Source organism: Streptomyces cellostaticus (genome assembly GCF_001513965.1).
In the GTDB taxonomy this organism is placed as follows: domain Bacteria; phylum Actinomycetota; class Actinomycetes; order Streptomycetales; family Streptomycetaceae; genus Streptomyces; species Streptomyces cellostaticus.
The window spans coordinates 442246-458210 of record NZ_KQ948015.1 but is presented as its reverse complement, the minus strand read 5'-3'; the positions used below and the strand labels follow the sequence as shown (position 1 = coordinate 458210).

The following is a 15965-nucleotide window of genomic DNA, read 5'->3' as shown; positions in this document are numbered from 1 at the left end:
GCCGAGGCCGCCGAACTCACCGGCGCCACCCCGGTGCTGCTGGGACAGTGCTCGGGCGCCCTGGTCGCCTGGCTGGCCTCGATCGAGCTGGCCCGGCGCGGCCGGCCCGCCCCCGCTCTGGTCGTGGTGTCGCGGTCGGCGCCCGCCTGGCCCGGTGACCTGCCCGACGCGACCGCCTCGGACGGCGACTTCCTCCGCCAGGTCATCGACCTGGGCGGGGTACCGGAAGAGGTCGTCGCCCTGCCGGGCCTGATCGACCTGCTGCTCCCGTCGCTCCGGGCCGACTTCACGGCCCTCGCCGAGTGGCTGCCCGAGCGGGCCGACCCGGCGGCCGTGTCGCCCACCCCGGCCCTGGCGCTGCACGCCCCCGACGACCCGGGCTGCCCGGTCGAGTCCGTCGCGGCGTGGCGCGGGTGCGTCGCCGCCCTCGACCTCGCCCCGGTGAAGGGCGGCCACCTGCTGCTGGCCACGAACCCGGCCGGAGTCGCCGCCCGCCTCACCGCCTGGCTGCCCGAGACCGCTCCGGAAGGGAACCGCCGTGCTGGAAATGTCTGACGTCGTCCTGGCCCTGGGACCGGACGGGGCCGAACGAGTCCTGCTGCGGGGCGCCGATCTGCGCGTCGCCGACGGTGAGACGGTGCTGATCGGCGGACTCGACAGGGAGGCCCGCCGAGGCCTCACCTCCCTGCTCACCGGACGGCTGCGCCCCACGTACGGCACGGTCCGGACGCCTGCCCGGGTCCGGGCAGGCGTCCTCGGTGACCTGCCCCGGCCGGGCGAGACGCTCGTCCTGGACGCCGGTGACCGCCCGGCCACGACGGCTGCCGGCACCCCCCTGCCGCACGGCCCGGACGGCGCGGTGCTGGTGCTCGGCGGGCCTGGCTGGACGACCTCGCCGATCCCGGGCGCCCACCGCGCCCTCGCCCTCCAGGGCGGCCACTTCCAGGCCGAGCCACCCCGGCAGGCGCCGCAGCTGGCCGTCCACATGACGCTGGAGGACGTACGGCAGCGCACCCGGCGGTCCCTGGCCGAGGCGGGCACCGACACCGCGACCGCCGCCCTCGTCGCCGACGTCCTCGCCGACGCCGACCGGCGCGGCCACGGCTCGCACGGCGTCGCCCTGCTGCCGACCTATCTGCGCCGCATCGCCGACGGCGGCATCGTCGTCGGCGCCGAACCCCGCCTCACCCCCGTCACACCGACACTCGCCTCGGTCGACGCGGGCGGCGGGTTCGGGCAGCCGGCCGCGGACCTGGCCGCCCGCTGGTGTGCCGACGCCGCCGCCCAGCACGGTCTGGCCGCGGTCGCCGTACACACCAACAACCACGTCGGCATGCTCGCCGCCTACCGCCGGCCCTTCCAGGAACACGGCGTGGTCGGCCTGCTGCTCAACATCTCGGCGCCCGCCGTGGCCGCTCCCGGCGCCCGCCGCGCCACCCTCGGCAGCAACGCCGTCTGCCTCGTCACCCCGACCCAGGCCGACGAGCCGTTCTGCGTCGATCTCGCCACCGGTGTCGTCGCCGCGGGCAAGATCAGATCCGCCCGGCACCGCGGCGAACCCGTCCCCCAGGGCTGGCTGCTGGACCGCGCCGGCACCCCCACCAGCGACCCCGCCGAACTCGACCAGGGCGGTTCCATCCCGCTGTTCGGCGACTACAAGGGACTGTGCATCACCCTGATCGCCGAGATCCTGGCCGGGGGCCTGGGCGGCGGCCTCGTCAGCCCGGACGTGGCCCGGCAGGTCACCCGCACCGGCGAGGTCATGCGCTGCGCCCAGTTGTTCGTCGGGTTCTCCGTCCGCCACTTCACCGACCCCGCCGTACGCGCCGACGCGCCCGAGGCCCCCGCCGACCTCGCGGGCCTCGTCGACCGGCTGCGCGATGCCGTGGCGGCGGGCCACGACGAGACTCCTCAACGCCCCTACTTCCCCGACCAGTTGGAGGAGATCAAGGCCCAACAGGCCGAGCGGGAGGGCCTGGAGCTGCCCGCGTCGATCGTGGCGGCCCTGGGCTGGGACGCCTCATGACAGGGCTGCCGCTTGCCGCCCCGGCCCTCGGCAGCGCCCCGGGCTGGCCGCTCGTGCTCTACTTCCACCACGTCAACCCGCTCGTACGGCACTACACCGCACTCCACCCCGACGACTTCAGGCGCGGCCTGGAGACCGTCCTGGAACAGGTGGGACCCGCGGTCGAGCCCCGCACGGTCGGGCCGGGGTTCCGGCCGCCGGACGCACCGAGCGTGCTGATCACCTTCGACGACGGCTACCGCGACACGCTCACCCTCGCCGCGCCCGTGCTCGCCGAGTTCGACGTCCGCGTCCTGCTGTTCTGCACGACGGAGCGCCTCGACCGGGCGGGTACGACACCGCCGCGGGAGCGGGCGGCCCTTCCGCCCAGGCAGTCCTACCTGGACTGGACGGAGGCCGGCCGGCTGGCGGCCGCCGGACATGTGCTTTCCGCGCACACCCGCACCCATCCCAAGCTCACCGAACTGGATCCGGCCGACGCCGAACGGGAGGTACACGGCGCACTGCACGACGTGGCCGGGCGGACCGGGCAGCCCGCGGCCACCTTTGCCTACCCCTACGGCCTGATCCCCGCCCTGAACCCGGTGCCGCCCACCGTGCTCGGCTTCGGCACCGTGAAGTCCGCTCCCGAGCCGTGGCCGGAGCGTCCGCTCGACATCAGGCGCACCTACTTGCCGGTCGGCGAGACGGACCGCTGGTCCGCGCTGGCCGCGGAATGGAGAGAACAGTGGTACGGATCTCGGTGATCATCCCCACCCGGAACCGGGAGGCCGACCTGCGTCGATGTCTCGACGGCCTCGCCGAGTGCGCCCATCGGCTGCCCTCCGGCGTGGCCCTGGCCCAGGTCCTCGTGGTGGACGACGCCTCCACCGGCCCCGAGGCCACGGCAGCGGCCCGGGACACCGACCTGCCCGTGGTCCTGCTGCGCAACCCGGCCCGCCTCGGCGCGGGCGCCAGCAGGCGCCGGGCGGTGGCGGTCGCGGACGGCGACGTCCTGGCCTTCCTCGACGACGACGCCGTACCGCGCGGCGACTGGCTGGCCGTGGCGGCCGAAGTGGACGCCGACCGGCCCGGCATCACCGGCCGGGTCCTCGGCTTCGACGCCGGCCTCGTCTCCCGCGCCCGCCAGGCCCGTTACGACGCCCGCTACCGCGACCTGCGCCAGGGCACCCCGGTGAACTTCTTCGCCTGCGGCAACGGCGCCGTGCTCGCCTCGGCCTTCCACCAGGTGGGCGGATTCAGCAACGAGGGCGTCGGCGGCGACAACAGCCTGGCCCGCTCCCTCGACCAGGCCGGCACCCCCGCCCGCTTCCACCCCGACCTGGTGATCGCCCACCGCAACGGCAAGGGCTGGAGCGCCGCGCTGCGCAACGCCTGGTCGGCCGGGACCAACCACCCCCAGCGCATGACCCTCTCCGACCTGCTCGACACCGGCCGGACCAGCGCCGTCGGCGACGACCTCGCGGTACGCGAGCTCAACCGCGCCCTCGGCATCCTGCACGCCCTGGGCCGCCTGCTGCCCCGCACCGGCGGCGCGGCCGCGGGCCCCGCGGCCGTACGGCGTGAACCCGACGGCCGCCCGGAGCCCACGGCCACGCGGCCCGCACCCGGCGCCGGGCCGGAGCCGACGGCGGCCCCCGCCCCGACCCGGGGCAGCGCACGATGACCGAACTCACGTTGCCGGCCAGGGAACTCGTCCCCGCCGAGACCCGCTGCCAGGTCGCGGTGATCGGCCTCGGCTACGCCGGGCTGCCCCAGGCCGTCGCCTTCGCGGAGGCGGGACACCCGGTGATCGGCGTGGACGAGCGGCCCGAGGTGACCGCGACCCTGCGCGCCGGCCGCAGCCCCGTCGACACCGTCTCCGACGACCGCGTGCGCTGGCTCGGCGCCGCACTGACCGCGGTGGACGGCACCGAGGCGCTGGCGGACTGCTCCGCCGTGGTGGTGTGCGTGCCCACTCCGCTGGACGCGGCGGGCGAACCCGACCTGACCGCCCTGCGCGCCGCCTGCGGCACGGTCGCCGCCCACCTGCGGCCGGGCCAGTTGGTGGTGATCGAGTCCACGGTGCACCCCGGGGTGACGGACGGCGTGGTCCGGCCCCTCCTGGAGGGCTCCGGCCTCACCGCCGGCCTGCACTTCAGCCTGGCGCACGCACCGGAACGCGTGGACCCGGGCAACCCCGTGTACGACTCGGCCACCACCGCCCGGGTGATCGGCGGCCTGACCTCCGTCTGTGCCCTGCGCGCCGCGGAGCTCTACCGGGGCGTCGTCGACTCGGTGCACATCGCCGGCGGACTGCGGGAGGCCGAGGCCACCAAGGTCCTGGAGAACACCTACCGCCAGGTCAACCTCGGGCTGATCCACGAGTTCGCCGTGTACTGCGACGCCCTGGGCATCGACGCGACGGCGGTGATCGGCGCGGCGGCGACCAAGCCCTTCGGCTTCCAGCCCTTCTACCCGAGCGTCGGTGTGGGCGGCCACTGCATCCCCGTGGACCCCATGTACCTGGCGCACTCGGCGCGCGCGGCGGGCACCCCGCTGCGCCTGGTGGAACTGGCCCAGCGCATCAACGACGAGCGCCCGGCTCGGGTGGCCGACCGGTGCGCGGCCCTGCTGCGCGCGGCAGGCACACCACCGGACGGGGCCCAGGTCCTGGTCCTCGGCATCAGCTACAAACCCAACATCTCGGACACGCGGAACACCCCCGTGGTGCCGTTGATCCGCGCCCTGACCGCCCACGGCGTCCAGGTCCGCGTGCACGACCCGTCCGTTCCCGAATTGGTCGTGGACGGCGTGTGCCACAAGTCGGTCCCCCGTCTCGCCGCCGCGATCGCCGAGGCCGACCTGGTGCTGGTCGCCCAGCCCCACACGGTGTACGACGCCCGGCTCCTGGACGGCGCACGACTTCTGTACGAGCCCCGGAGGCCCGCATGAATCCGAAACTGAGGATCTACACCGCAGCGCAGCAGGGCACCGACTACGCCGCCCTGCTGCGCGTGGCCCGCACCGCCGAGGACTGCGGCTTCGACGCCTTCTTCACCTCCGACCACTACCTGAAACTGGGTGATGTCCCGGGCCTGCCGGGCCCGATCGACGCCTGGATCACCATGGCGGGCCTGGCCAGGGAGACCCGGACGATCCGCCTGGGCACCCTGATGAGCTCCGCGACCTTCCGGCTGCCGGGCCCGCTGGCGATAGCGGTGGCCCAGATCGACCGGATGAGCGGCGGCCGGGTCGAACTCGGCCTGGGCACCGGCTGGTACGCCGACGAGCACACGGCGTACGGCATTCCGTTCCCCTCGCTGCGCGAGCGCTTCGACCGGTTCGAGGAGCAACTGGCCGTCATCACGGGCCTGTGGGACACCCCCGAGGGCAAGACCTTCACCTACGAGGGGACCCACTACCGGCTCACGGACTCCCCGGCGCTCCCCAAGCCGGTCCAACAGCCCAGGCCCCCCGTCCTGATCGGCGGCGACGGCCCGGTCCGCACCCCCCGCCTGGTCGCCGCCTACGCCGACGAGTTCAACGTCCCCTTCCTCTCCCTGGAAGCGACGACCCCGCTCTTCGAACGGGCGCGCCAGGCCTGCGACACCGCCGGCCGCGACCCGGACACCCTGCACCTGTCCACCGCCCAGGTGCTGTGCTGCGGCCGAACCCGGCAGGAACTCCGTCGCCGGGCCGAGGCCCTGGGACCCGAGGGCGGACCGTTCGCCAAGAGCCGTATCTCCGGCACCCCGTCCGAGGTCGTCGACACGATCGGCAGATTCGCCGAGGCCGGCGTCAGCCGCCTCTACCTCCAGCCGTTCGACCTGTCCGACCTCGACCACCTGGAACTGGTCGCCGCGGAGGTCCTGCCCCAGCTCGCCTGACGCGCACCTCGACGACGCCCCTGGACACGGGGCGCCTGCGAGGGGTTGAGGGCGCACCCGCCCTCAACCCTTGCCGTACCGGCGACTTTCACATGGGCGCCACCAGACCCTTCCCTGACGTTTGCTGCTCTTGGAACACTCGCACCGCGCAGATTCCGTCATCTGACGGCATCGCGTACGTCAGGACGCAGGACGAGAGGACCCTCACTCATGACCGAAGTCAACCGGCGGCGCTTCCTCCAACTCGCGGGCGCCACCTCGGCGTTCACGGCGCTGTCCAGCAGCATCCAGCGCGCGGCCGCCCTGCCCGCCCATCACCGCACGGGTTCGGTCGAGGACGTCGAGCACATCGTCGTCCTGATGCAGGAGAACCGTTCCTTCGACCATTACTTCGGCTCGCTCCGGGGCGTGCGGGGCTTCGGCGACCCGCGGCCGGTGACGCAGAACGGCAAGTCCGTCTGGAAGCAGTCCGACGGCACGAAGGACATCCTCCCCTTCCACCCGGACGCGGACGACCTCGGCCTCGCCTTCATCCAGGACCTCCCGCACGGCTGGAACGACGGTCACGCCGCGTTCAACGGCGGCAAGTACGACAAGTGGGTGCCCGCCAAGTCGTCCACGACGATGGCGTATCTGACGCGCGAGGACATCCCGTTCCACTACGCGCTCGCCGACGCCTTCACCATCTGCGACGCCTACCACTGCTCGTTCATCGGCTCCACCGACCCCAACCGCTACTACATGTGGACGGGGTACACCGGCAACGACGGCAAGGGCGGCGGCCCGGTCCTCGGCAACGACGAGGCGGGATACGGGTGGACGACGTACCCCGAGCGCCTGGAGCAGGCCGGGGTCTCCTGGAAGATCTACCAGGACGTCGGCGACGGCCTGGACGCGAGCGGCGGCTGGGGCTGGATCAACGACGCCTACCGCGGCAACTACGGCGACAACTCACTGCTCTACTTCAACCAGTACCGGAACGCCAAGCCCGGCGACCCGCTCTACGACAAGGCCCGCACCGGCACCGACGCGCACAAGGGCGAGGGCTTCTTCGACCAGCTCAAGGCGGACGTGAAGGGGGGCAGGCTGCCCCAGGTCTCCTGGATCGTCGCCCCCGAGGCCTTCACCGAGCACCCCAACTGGCCCGCCAACTACGGCGCCTGGTACGTCGCCCAGGTCCTGGACGCGCTCACCTCCGACCCCGAGGTGTGGGGCAAGACCGCGCTGCTCATCACCTACGACGAGAACGACGGCTTCTTCGACCACGTGATCCCGCCCTTCCCGCCGGCCTCCGCCGCCCAGGGCAAGTCGACCGTGGACCCCGCACTCGACCTGTTCAAGGGCGACAGCAGCCACCCCGCCGGCCCCTACGGGCTCGGCCAGCGGGTGCCGATGCTGGTCGTCTCGCCGTGGAGCAAGGGCGGTTACGTCTGCTCCGAGACCTTCGACCACACCTCGATCATCCGGTTCATCGAGCGCCGCTTCGGCGTCAAGGAGCCCAACATCTCGCCCTGGCGCCGGGCAATCTGCGGGGACCTGACCACCGCCTTCGACTTCTCCCGCAAGGACACCGCACCGGTCACGCTGCCGTCCACGGCCGGATACGAGCCGCCGGACCACGACCGTCACCCCGACTACAAGCCCACCCCGCCCGCCAACCCGTCCCTGCCCAAGCAGGAGCGCGGCAGCCGCCCCACCCGCCCCCTCAAGTACAACCCGGTGGTGGACGGTTCCGCGGACACCGCGGCCGGGAAGTTCACGCTCACCTTCGCCTCCGGCGCACACGCGGGCGCCGCGTTCCTGGTCACCTCGAACAACCGCACCGACGGCCCCTGGCCCTACACCACCGAGGCCGGCAAGACCCTCTCCGACACCTGGAACTCGGCCTACTCGGGCGGCTCGTACGACCTCGCCGTGCACGGCCCGAACGGCTTCCAGCGCCTCTTCAAGGGCCGTAACAAGGCCGCCGGACCGGAGGTCACCGCCCGGCACGTCGGCGACGACGTGGAACTCACCTTCACCAACAAGGGCTCCGGCACGGTGAAGCTGAAGCTCGTGAACTGCTACGGCGGCAGCTCGGTCGCCGTCGCCGTACGGCCCGGGGCCACCGTGACGCACACCGTCGGCCTCGCGGCGAGCAAGCGCTGGTACGACCTCACGGTCACCTCGGAGGCCGACCCGGCCTTCCTGCGCGGCTTCGCCGGCCACGTCGAGAACGGGCACACCGGCGTCAGCGACCCGGCCCTCATCACGGAGTGAACGGGCGATGAACACCGCTCCGTGCGGACTGGTCAGGTACCGGTCATATCAAGGTAGTGTGCCTCGGTGACCACGCAATCAAACACTCCTGCAGGCTGGTACCCCGATCCGCACGGGGCTGCCCAGACGCTCCGTTACTGGGACGGCGCGCAGTGGACCGAGCACACGAACCCGGCCCAGCAGGCCGCCGGGCAGGTTCCGCAGCAGCAAGCCGCTCCTCAGCAGCAGCCCGCAGCTCACATTCCGCAGCAGCAGGCCGCCGACCCCAAGGTGCAGCGCCAGGTGCAGCGGCAGGCGGGCGTCGCGGCCGGCGGCCCCGGCGGCGGCACCCTCTTCACCGAGCCGGTCCTGGTCGTGAACCAGAAGGCCAAGCTGATCGAGCTGACCAACGAGTACAAGGTCATGGATCAGAACGGCCGCGAGATCGGCTCGGTCACCGAGGTCGGGCAGGGCGTGCTGCGGAAGATCTTCCGCTTCATCTCCAACTGGGACCAGTTCCTGACCCACAAGCTGGAGATCCGCGATGCCTACGGCCAGCCGCAGCTGCTGCTGACCCGGCCCGCGAAGATCTTCAAGTCGAAGGTCATCGTGACGCGTCCGGACGGCTCGCCGGTCGGTGAGATCGTCCAGCAGAACATGATCGGGAAGATCAACTTCGCGATGAACGCGAACGGCCAGCAGGTCGGCGCGATCAAGGCGGAGAACTGGCGGGCCTGGAACTTCGCGATCGTCGACCACGCGGACAACGAGGTCGCCCGGATCACCAAGACCTGGGAAGGCCTCGCCAAGACGCTGTTCACGACGGCGGACAACTACGTCCTGCAGATCCACTACCAGCTGCCCGAGCCGCTGCTGAGCCTCGTGGTGGCGACGGCCCTCACCGTCGACACCGCCCTCAAGCAGGACTCGCGGGGCTGGAACTGAGCACGCCCCTCACGGGGGAGTACGGCGACGGCGGCCGGCGCACGCGGACTTCGCGCGCACCGGCCGCCGTCATCTGTCCGGTCACCGTGCGGTGAGATGCCCGGGCTGTTCCGGCTGCCGGGGCACCAGCGCCGGTTCCGCCGTGGCCGTACCCGGCTCCAGTGCCAGCACCGCGGCCACGGGGTGGTCCTCCTCGTCGTGCACCGGCTCGGGGGCGACCCGGGTCAGCAGGACCACGCCCCGGGCGGCCAGGCCCGCCCCGGCCAGGGCCAGCAGCACCCCGTCGGTGCCGCCCTGCAGGCCCTGCCCGAGCAGGGTCAGCCCGATCACCGCGGCGGCCACCGGGTTGGCCAGGGTGACCACGGCCAGCGGACCGCCGAGGCCCCCGCGGTAGGCCGTCTGCGACAGCAGCAGCCCGCCGGTGGCGAACGCGGCGACGAGCACGGCGACCACGATCACCTCGACGCCCGTCGCCGGACCGGAGCGGTCCGTGGCCGCCACCGTCACCGTCTGGGTGAGTGCGGAGGCGACACCCGAGGCGAAGCCGGAGGCGGTCGCGTGCCTGAGGCCGGGCCGGGCGCCCGGCCGGCAGAGCACGCCGATCAGGGCAGCGGTCGTACCGGCGACCGCCAGCGCCTCGGTCAGGCTCAGCACCCGCGCAGGCGCCGGGCCCGAGGCGGTGACCAGGAGCGCGCCGAGACCGAGCAGCGTGAGGGCCGTACCGCGCCACTCCGCCGCGCTGACCCGCCGCCCGGCGGCCCGCGCCCCGAGCGGCACCGCCGCGACGAGGGTGAGCGCGCCCAACGGCTGGACGACCGTGAGCGGGCCGTACTTGAGGGCCACCACGTGCAGCAGCGCGGCGCCCGCGTTCAGGCCGACCGACGACCACCAGGCTCCGGTGCCGAGCAGCCGCAGCAGGCCCGCGCCGGAGCTGCGCGAGGCGAGGCGCTCCTGGGCCACGGCGGCTGCTGCGTAGGCGACGGCCGAGACCAGGGACAGTCCCACGGCGAGCAGGGCGGCGGCGCTCATCGGCCCGCTCCGGCCAGGACGGTCTCCTTCGGGGCGAGCCGCCGTGCGCCGCGTGTCGCCGTACGGGTCGTCCGCCGCGGCGCGTGGACGACCGCCAGTGCGGCGCCGAGCATGGCGGTCGCCACGATCGCGTCGAGCCAGTAGTGGTTCGCGGTGCCCACGATCACCAGCAGGGTGATCAGCGGGTGCAGCAGCCACAGCCGGCGCCAGGGGGACCGGGTGGCCGCGATCAGGCCGATCGCCACCATCAGGGCCCAGCCGAAGTGCAGCGAGGGCATCGCCGCGAACTGGTTGGAGAGGTGGTCGCTGGAGGGCGGGCCGTAGACGGAGGGGCCGTAGATCCGGGCGGTGTCCACCAGGCCGGTGCCGGTCAGCATCCGCGGCGGGGCCAGCGGGAACGCGAACGGCAGCACCAGCGCCGCAGTGGTGACCACGGCCAGGACCCGACGGGCCCACACGTAGTGCGCGGGCCGCCTCAGGTACAGCCAGACCAGGAAGGCCAGGGTGGCCGGGAAGTGGACGGTCGCGTAGTAGGTGTTCGCCAGGCGGACGAGGGTGTCGCCGTGCAGCAGTGCGGACTGCACGGCCCTCTCGCCCGGAAGGTGCACGGCCCGTTCGAGGTCCCACACGCGGTGGGCGTTGCGGAAGGCGTCCGGGGTGTGGCCGGTGGCCAGCTGCCGCCCGAGCTTGTAGACGAGGAAGAGCCCTGCGACGAGCAGGAACTCACGCAGGAGCGGCGGTCGCGCGGTCGCTATCGCGTCCGGCTCCGCTTCTGCTTCTGCAGGCTCGGTTCGGGCATTCATCCCCCGGCCCCTTCGCTGACGGTCGTGCGTGGTGGTGGTGCGTGCCGGGTCCCGGACGGAGGCCCGGAACCCATCGATACGTCTCCGTACCGATACGCCAGTGTACCGATACGTGTGAGTACCGGTACACTGGCGTATCGATTGATGTGCGACACACTGGAGACAGGTTCTGCAACCGCCCTTGAGCGAAGCTTTAGCGGGCGGAATGACGAGTGAGGAGAAGCCACGCATGACGTCCCAGGCCGCGGACGGACCGGAGTCGGTCGCCGCCTCGCGCCGCTCCAAGATCACGCCCGAGCGTGAGCGGGAGTTCTTCGACGCCGTGCTGGAGCAGATCCGCGAGTGCGGCTACGACTCCGTGACCATGGAGGGCGTCGCCGCCAGCACCCGGTGCAGCAAGTCCACGCTCTACCGGCAGTGGAAGACCAAGCCCCAGTTCGTCGCGGCCGCGCTGCGCGCCAGCCGCAAGGTGCGCTTCGCCGGCATCGACACCGGCTCGCTCGCCGAGGACCTGCGCCAGGCCGCGCGGGCGGCGGGCGACTGGTCCGACAAGGACGCCAGGCTCATGCAGGCCCTCGGCCACGCGGTCACGGCCGACCAGGAACTCGCACAGGCGCTGCGCGAGGCGCTCGTCCTCCCCGAGATCGCCGCGCTCGAGGAGATGCTGGCGCGGGGCGTGCAGCGGGGCGAGGTGCCCGCCGGTCATCCCGCGCTGGACTACATCCCCGCCATGATGTTCGGCGTGCTGCGCGTCCGCCCGGTGCTCAGCGGCCAGTACGCCGACGCCGGCTATCTCGTCCGGTTCGTGGAGGCCGCGGTGCTGCCCGCGCTCGGACTGACGTAGGACTCAGGCCGCCGTTCACGGGATGACGAACGACGGCCTGCCCGCGCCGCACCGTGGGGACGGGGGCGGCGCGCACCCCCCGGCCGGGTGGGGTACCCCTTGAGCGGAGGGGCACCCCACCCGGCCGACTTCTGTGATCAGACGTTCTGGCCGTCGCCGCCGGACGACACCTTGATCCCCTTGAGGATCTCGTCGATGACGGACAGCTTCTGCCCGACATCCACGCCGAAGCGCACCACGACGATCTGCTTGGTGTCGTTGGGCGAGGGGAAGGCGGCCGACTCGACGTAGCCGTCGGCGCCCTTGCTGGTGACCGCCTTCCAGCGCACCAGGTAGCCCTTCTGTCCGGCCACCGTCACTGCCTGGGAGGCCAGCACCTTGTGCGAGGTGATGCTGCCGTAGGTGGTGCCGCCGTAGGAGTCCTTGGCGTTGGCCGCGATGTCCGCCTTGGCCACCGCCTCGGCCGTCGCGCCGTTCGCGCCGAGCGCGTCCGCGGGCGCCGAGTAGGCGCCGCCCGCGGTGCACGTCTGGCCGCTGTTGCCGGGGCACTTGTAGGAGTTGTCGGAGGTCACCTGCGCACCGACACTGATCGTCTGCCCGGTCCACCCCTGCGGGACGGGAAGACTGATCCCGTTCACCGGATCCGGTACCGTGCCCCCGCCCTTGATCTTCGGGGCGACGGACTGTCCCGGGGACGGCGACCCGCCCGGGCCACCCGACCCGCCGGTTCCCCCCGATCCACCGCCGGGCCCGCCCTGCCCCTGCTGCGAACCCGCGCGGCCGCTGCCGCTGTCGTCCTTGGTGAGGGCGTACACGCCTACACCGATGCTCACCAGGACCGCGGCCGCCGCCGCGACGGCTATACCCGTGCGCAGACCGCTCCGGGGCGCGGCCGGCGGCTGGACGGGATACGCCGGATAGCCCGGGTGCGCCCCGTACACCGGGGGAGCCGGCTGCTGCGCCGGGGGACCCCAGGTGGCGGCCGTACCGGCGGGGCGGGTCTGGTCCGTCCAGGCCTTGCCGTCCCACCAGCGCTCGGAGGGCGGACCGTCATTCGTCTGCCCGGGGTCGGGGTACCACCCGGGAGGAGTCACCTGCGTCATGTCACCACCGTATGAGGCATCGGTGAAAGCGGGATGAGAAGTTCCGCCGCCAATTCCGCGGACCGGAACATTTCGCCTCGAATTTCTGCGCCACGGCCTTCGCCTACCGCGCCGCGGCGGTCGTGGGCGGGTCTGGCTTGCTCGGGTGTGTGGCACGGTCCGGCTCGGCCTGGGTGTTTCGTGCGGTGGGCGCTGCGGTGGCTCGGTTCCGCCCGGGGTCTGGTTCGTTCCGTGCCCGTCCCGTGCCCGTGCCCGTGCCCGTCCCGTGTCCGTCCCGTGTCCGGTCGTCGGACGGTGGCGGGGTCCGGCCTGGTGGCGCGCTCGGCAGGCTTGCCCCGCGCCTGCGGTCGGCGGTCACGCTTGCGCTCCATCGGCTGGGCGGGCCGTCTCAGGTCTCTGCTTCGGGGGTACGGGGCATCAGGGTCCTGCCCCCGGTGCCTGGTGGCCGCGTGCCCGTGCTTCGGGTCGCCGTGGCGCGCCCGGCCGGGCCCTCACGCCTCCACCACCAGCCGCACCGGACCGCCCCGCGGAGTCGGTGGCAAGCGCAGGCCGGACCGTCCCGGTGTCAGCGATCCCAGCACGCTCGGGTGTCTGGCGCCCGTGCTGCGGGGGTCCGTGCCGGGGAGGCCGTGGGCGGTGAGGAAGCCGAGGACGGCGAAGGCGTAGGCCTCCTTCGCGGGGGCGGGCAGGCCCAGCTCGTCCGAGGTGCGCAGCGGGATCCCGGGGAGCAGGTGCCGCAGCTCGCCCATGAGCACCGGGTTGCGGGTGCCTCCGCCGGAGGCGATCACCTCCGTGGCGCCGACGGACCGTACGGCGTCGGCGACCGTCCGGGCCGTCAGCAGGGTGAGCGTCGCCAGCGCGTCCTCGGCGCACAGGCCGTCCAGCCCGGCTGCCCGCAGGTACCCGGAGTGGAACAGCTCCTTGCCGGTCGTCTTGGGTGGCGCCAGCGCGTAGTACGGCTCCGCGAGCAGGCGGTCCAGCAGCGGCCGGTACGGCAGGCCGCGCGCGGCCAGCGCGCCCTCGGCGTCGTAGGCCAGGCGCCCGCCGCTGGACTCCCGGGCCGCCGCGTCGAGCAGCGCACAGCCCGGCCCGGTGTCGAAGGCCGTCCCGTCCGGCGCGGTCAGGTTGGCGATGCCGCCGATGTTCAGCGCGACCGGCGTACCCGGCCTGCCCCGCAGCCACAGCAGGTCGACCAGGCTCACCAGCGGCGCGCCCTGGCCGCCCGCGGCGACGTCCCGGGCGCGCAGGTCGGCGACCACCGGCAGCCCGGTCGCCTCGGCGATCCACGCGGGCTGCCCCAGCTGGAGCGTGCCGTGCACCCGGCCGCCCTCGGTCCAGTGGTAGACGGTCTGACCGTGCGAGGCCACCAACTCGGCGTGTTCTTCGCACAGTTCGCGATTGGCCCGGACCGCCGCCGCGGCGAACGCCTGCCCGATCCGGGTGTCGAGCCGGCACACCTCGGCGAGCGGCACGGCGGCCGGCGGCAGCGCCGCCGCGAGCGCTTCGCGCAGCCCGCCGTCGTAGGGCGTGCTCACCATCCCCAGCGGCTTCAGCACCAGCGTGTCGCCGTCCAGGCGCAGCCGTGCGGCCGCCGCGTCCACCGCGTCGTACGACGTCCCCGACATCAGCCCGATCACCAGCACCGGACATCAACTCCCGTTCCCAGAAGGCCATTTCACCAGGGTCAGCGCACTCACCGCGCAGGCCGCCGCCGCGTAGTAGGCGGGCACGTCCACGTTCCCGGTCCGCCGCACGGTCTCCGTGACGATCAGCCCCGCACATCCGGAGAACACCGCGTTCGACAGGGAGTACGCCAGCCCGAGGCCCGTCCAGCGCACCCGCGTCGGGAACATCTCGGCCAGCAGCGCGGGTCCGGGCCCGGCCATCAGCCCCACCACCGCGCCCGCGGCACACGTGGCCACGCCCTTGGCGGCGGCCGAAGTCCCGGCATCCTGAAGCAGGTCGAACAACGGCACTGCCAGCCCGGCCACCAGCACCGCCCCCGTCAGCATCACCGGCCGCCGCCCGACCCGGTCGCTGAGCAGCCCCGCCGGGAGGATCGCCGCGGCGAACCCGGCGTTGGCGGGCACGACGGCGAGCAGTGCCTGCCGGACGTCCGCATGCAGCGTGGCCTGCAGATACGAGGGCAGGACGACGAGGAACGTGTATCCGGCCGCCGCCCAGCCCATGACCCGCCCGGCGCCCAGCAGCACCGTCGCCGCGGGCACTCCACCGCCACCGGGACGGCCGGCCACCCTCTCCCGGGCCCGGAACTCCGGCGTCTCCGCCAGCCCCGCCCGCAGCCACAGCGCCACCAGCCCCAGCGGCAACGCCAGCAGGAACGGCAACCGCCAGCCCCAGTCGCCGAGTTGGGCCGCGGTGAGCGCCGTGGCCGTCGCCGCCGCGACCCCCGCCCCGCCCAGCAGCCCCAGCGCCACGGTGCACGACTGCCACGCGCCGTACAGTCCGCGCCGGCCCGGCGGGGCGAACTCCGTCAGGAGGGCCACCGCCCCGCCGAACTCCCCTCCCGCCGACAACCCCTGAACAATCCTCAGAAACGTCAGGAGCCAGGGCGCCAGGGCGCCGGCCGTGCCGTACGTCGGCAGCGCGCCGATCAGTGTCGTCGCGGCCGTCATCAGCGCGATCACCCCGAGCAGCACCGGCCGCCGCCCGATCCGGTCGCCCAGCCTGCCGAACAGGGCCGCGCCCAGCGGGCGGAAGAAGAACGCCAGCGCGAAGGAGGCGTAGGTGCGCACCAGTCCCTCGGCCGGGTTCCCGCCCGCCGGGGTGAAGAACTGCTCGGCGAGGGTCGTGGCCAGATAGCCGTAGACGCCGAACTCGTACCACTCGACGAAGTTGCCCACCGACCCCGCCGCGACCGCCCGCAGCGTCGGCGTACGGCCCTGGCCCGCCGTAGCGCCGTGATCCCCGTGATCCCCGTGATCTCCGGGTTCCTCGTCGTCTTCGTGGTCTTCGCAAATCAGCTTCATTCCAGGCCCTGTTGACGGATCGTCTGCTGTACACCGGCTGGTCGGACAGGGTGCGCGTCGCCCGGCCGCACCCACTTTCACCCGGCGGGGCCATAGCTGCCCGGACCGGCCACCACAC

General features: G+C 73.2%; 14 protein-coding genes. 9 read left to right on the top strand and 5 right to left on the bottom strand.

Translation table 11 applies throughout. From position 1 onward, the window contains the following. The 8 genes from AQI88_RS42555 to AQI88_RS01970 all read left to right on the top strand — a co-directional run. The coding region (locus tag AQI88_RS42555; RefSeq protein ID WP_244184009.1) for a thioesterase II family protein at positions 1-555 on the top strand (555 nt) is incomplete at its 5' end. After that, the gene (locus tag AQI88_RS02000) at positions 548-2026 is read left to right on the top strand and encodes an Ldh family oxidoreductase (RefSeq protein ID WP_066990713.1); all 1479 of its coding nucleotides are present in this window, start codon (positions 548-550) and stop codon (positions 2024-2026) included. The genes AQI88_RS42555 and AQI88_RS02000, both read left to right, overlap by 8 nt. Further along, the gene (locus tag AQI88_RS01995; protein WP_066990710.1) at positions 2023-2772 is read left to right on the top strand and encodes a polysaccharide deacetylase family protein; all 750 of its coding nucleotides are present in this window, start codon (positions 2023-2025) and stop codon (positions 2770-2772) included. Before AQI88_RS02000 ends, AQI88_RS01995 begins: the two co-directional genes overlap by 4 nt. After that, positions 2754-3692 carry a glycosyltransferase family 2 protein gene (locus AQI88_RS01990; RefSeq protein ID WP_066990707.1) on the top strand — a complete coding sequence of 313 codons (939 nt, stop codon included), beginning with the start codon at positions 2754-2756 and terminating at the stop codon, positions 3690-3692. The genes AQI88_RS01995 and AQI88_RS01990 overlap by 19 nt, the downstream gene beginning before the upstream one ends. Further along, on the top strand, positions 3689-4960 hold the full coding sequence (locus AQI88_RS01985) for a nucleotide sugar dehydrogenase (protein ID WP_066990704.1): 1272 nt from the start codon (positions 3689-3691) through the stop codon (positions 4958-4960). Before AQI88_RS01990 ends, AQI88_RS01985 begins: the two co-directional genes overlap by 4 nt. Then, entirely contained in the window at positions 4957-5895 is a 939-nt protein-coding gene (locus AQI88_RS01980) for an LLM class F420-dependent oxidoreductase (protein ID WP_066990700.1), read from the top strand. The genes AQI88_RS01985 and AQI88_RS01980 overlap by 4 nt, the downstream gene beginning before the upstream one ends. 210 nt (positions 5896-6105) lie before the next feature. Then, positions 6106-8154 carry a phosphocholine-specific phospholipase C gene (locus AQI88_RS01975; RefSeq protein ID WP_066990696.1) on the top strand — a complete coding sequence of 683 codons (2049 nt, stop codon included), beginning with the start codon at positions 6106-6108 and terminating at the stop codon, positions 8152-8154. Between the two features lie 66 nt (positions 8155-8220). Further along, positions 8221-9078, top strand: coding sequence for an LURP-one-related family protein (locus AQI88_RS01970; protein WP_066990693.1), 858 nt, complete (start codon positions 8221-8223; stop codon positions 9076-9078). 81 nt (positions 9079-9159) lie between these two features. Here the strand turns inward: AQI88_RS01970 and AQI88_RS01965 are convergent, their stop codons facing one another. Both AQI88_RS01965 and AQI88_RS01960 read right to left on the bottom strand, forming a co-directional pair. Continuing rightward, positions 9160-10107 carry a DMT family protein gene (locus AQI88_RS01965; protein ID WP_066990690.1) on the bottom strand — a complete coding sequence of 316 codons (948 nt, stop codon included), beginning with the start codon at positions 10105-10107 and terminating at the stop codon, positions 9160-9162. Continuing rightward, positions 10104-10910: a phosphatase PAP2 family protein gene (locus AQI88_RS01960; protein WP_066990687.1), complete on the bottom strand. Its 807-nt coding sequence runs from the start codon at positions 10908-10910 to the stop codon at positions 10104-10106. The genes AQI88_RS01965 and AQI88_RS01960 overlap by 4 nt, the downstream gene beginning before the upstream one ends. Before the next feature lie 229 nt (positions 10911-11139). Between AQI88_RS01960 and AQI88_RS01955 the strand changes: the two genes are divergently transcribed. Further along, positions 11140-11754, top strand: coding sequence for a TetR/AcrR family transcriptional regulator (locus tag AQI88_RS01955; protein ID WP_066990684.1), 615 nt, complete (start codon positions 11140-11142; stop codon positions 11752-11754). A 137-nt stretch (positions 11755-11891) separates the two neighbouring features. Here the strand turns inward: AQI88_RS01955 and AQI88_RS01950 are convergent, their stop codons facing one another. The 3 genes from AQI88_RS01950 to AQI88_RS01940 all read right to left on the bottom strand — a co-directional run bounded on the left by AQI88_RS01950 (position 11892) and on the right by AQI88_RS01940 (position 15847). Beyond that, complete coding sequence (locus AQI88_RS01950) at positions 11892-12857, bottom strand: DUF2510 domain-containing protein (protein WP_066990681.1); 966 nt, start codon at positions 12855-12857, stop codon at positions 11892-11894. A gap of 491 nt (positions 12858-13348) precedes the next feature. Continuing rightward, entirely contained in the window at positions 13349-14500 is a 1152-nt protein-coding gene (locus tag AQI88_RS01945; protein ID WP_066990678.1) for an anhydro-N-acetylmuramic acid kinase, read from the bottom strand. 6 nt (positions 14501-14506) lie between these two features. Further along, entirely contained in the window at positions 14507-15847 is a 1341-nt protein-coding gene (locus AQI88_RS01940; protein ID WP_079057344.1) for an MFS transporter, read from the bottom strand. Positions 15848-15965: the final 118 nt, after the last annotated feature.

What these genes read in the sequence shown, in the direction of transcription:
- AQI88_RS02000 (WP_066990713.1), top strand. Translation starts at nt 548, where the DNA reads ATGTCTGACGTCGTCCTGGCCCTGGGACCGGACGGGGCCGAACGAGTC.
- AQI88_RS01995 (WP_066990710.1), top strand. Translation starts at nt 2,023, where the DNA reads ATGACAGGGCTGCCGCTTGCCGCCCCGGCCCTCGGCAGCGCCCCGGGC.
- AQI88_RS01985 (WP_066990704.1), top strand. Translation starts at nt 3,689, where the DNA reads ATGACCGAACTCACGTTGCCGGCCAGGGAACTCGTCCCCGCCGAGACC.
- AQI88_RS01980 (WP_066990700.1), top strand. Translation starts at nt 4,957, where the DNA reads ATGAATCCGAAACTGAGGATCTACACCGCAGCGCAGCAGGGCACCGAC.
- AQI88_RS01975 (WP_066990696.1), top strand. Translation starts at nt 6,106, where the DNA reads ATGACCGAAGTCAACCGGCGGCGCTTCCTCCAACTCGCGGGCGCCACC.
- AQI88_RS01965 (WP_066990690.1), bottom strand. Translation starts at nt 10,107, where the DNA reads ATGAGCGCCGCCGCCCTGCTCGCCGTGGGACTGTCCCTGGTCTCGGCC.
- AQI88_RS01960 (WP_066990687.1), bottom strand. Translation starts at nt 10,910, where the DNA reads ATGAATGCCCGAACCGAGCCTGCAGAAGCAGAAGCGGAGCCGGACGCG.
- AQI88_RS01955 (WP_066990684.1), top strand. Translation starts at nt 11,140, where the DNA reads ATGACGTCCCAGGCCGCGGACGGACCGGAGTCGGTCGCCGCCTCGCGC.
- AQI88_RS01950 (WP_066990681.1), bottom strand. Translation starts at nt 12,857, where the DNA reads ATGACGCAGGTGACTCCTCCCGGGTGGTACCCCGACCCCGGGCAGACG.
- AQI88_RS01940 (WP_079057344.1), bottom strand. Translation starts at nt 15,847, where the DNA reads ATGAAGCTGATTTGCGAAGACCACGAAGACGACGAGGAACCCGGAGAT.